At 48.4% G+C, this 1,491-nt stretch carries 1 rRNA gene; it reads left to right on the top strand.

The window, feature by feature from the left end:
- Window positions 1-1,297 (top strand): 16S ribosomal RNA (locus tag CQA49_RS09735); the annotation flags it as partial.
- Window positions 1,298-1,491: the final 194 nt, after the last annotated feature.

Below are 1,491 nucleotides of genomic sequence, written 5' to 3'. Positions count from 1 at the left end.
CGCTATGAGATTGGTCTATGTCCTATCAGCTTGTTGGTGAGGTAATGGCTCACCAAGGCTATGACGGGTATCCGGCCTGAGAGGGTGATCGGACACACTGGAACTGAGACACGGTCCAGACTCCTACGGGAGGCAGCAGTAGGGAATATTGCTCAATGGGGGAAACCCTGAAGCAGCAACGCCGCGTGGAGGATGAAGGTTTTCGGATTGTAAACTCCTTTTGTTAGAGAAGATAATGACGGTATCTAACGAATAAGCACCGGCTAACTCCGTGCCAGCAGCCGCGGTAATACGGAGGGTGCAAGCGTTACTCGGAATCACTGGGCGTAAAGAGTGCGCAGGCGGGATAGCAAGTCAGATGTGAAATGCTAAGGCTTAACCATAGCACTGCATTTGAAACTGCTATTCTAGAGTGTGGGAGAGGTAGGTGGAATTCTTGGTGTAGGGGTAAAATCCGTAGAGATCAAGAGGAATACTCATTGCGAAGGCGACCTACTGGAACATTACTGACGCTCATGCACGAAAGCGTGGGGAGCAAACAGGATTAGATACCCTGGTAGTCCACGCCCTAAACGATGAATGCTAGTTGTTGCCTTGCTTAGACTTGGCAGTAATGCAGCTAACGCATTAAGCATTCCGCCTGGGGAGTACGGTCGCAAGATTAAAACTCAAAGGAATAGACGGGGACCCGCACAAGCGGTGGAGCATGTGGTTTAATTCGAAGATACGCGAAGAACCTTACCTAGGCTTGACATTGATAGAATCTGCTAGAGATAGCGGAGTGCCACTTTTGTGGAGCTTGAAAACAGGTGCTGCACGGCTGTCGTCAGCTCGTGTCGTGAGATGTTGGGTTAAGTCCCGCAACGAGCGCAACCCTCGTCCTTAGTTGCTAGCAGTTCGGCTGAGCACTCTAAGGAGACTGCCTTCGTAAGGAGGAGGAAGGTGAGGACGACGTCAAGTCATCATGGCCCTTACGCCTAGGGCTACACACGTGCTACAATGGGGTGCACAAAGAGATGCAATAGCGCGAGCTGGAGCCAATCTCTAAAACATCTCTCAGTTCGGATTGTAGTCTGCAACTCGACTACATGAAGCTGGAATCGCTAGTAATCGCAAATCAGCCATGTTGCGGTGAATACGTTCCCGGGTCTTGTACTCACCGCCCGTCACACCATGGGAGTTGTATTTGCCTTAAGTCGGAATGCTAAACTGGCTACCGCCCACGGCAGATGCAGCGACTGGGGTGAAGTCGTAACAAGGTAACCGTAGGTGAACCTGCGGTTGGATCACCTCCTTTCTAGAGATATGTTTGGTTAATTCGTTTTATCCAAACCATAACCTAAAATATAATGAGAAAGAGTTACAAGGTAGAAGCTTCTTTATTCTTGCTTAGTTTTCAGAGATCACCAAAATAGAAAGTGTTTAAGACTTAAATAAAAGATTGTTAAAAAGTGTATAAGCATTGCGTAGCAAAGAGAAATGCAAAGAAGG

Origin of the sequence: Helicobacter sp. MIT 00-7814, from assembly GCF_003364115.1 — a bacterium.
GTDB lineage: Bacteria > Campylobacterota > Campylobacteria > Campylobacterales > Helicobacteraceae > Helicobacter_F.
The sequence above is the reverse complement of the archived record's forward strand: the minus strand, read 5'-3'. Positions and strand labels throughout refer to the sequence as shown.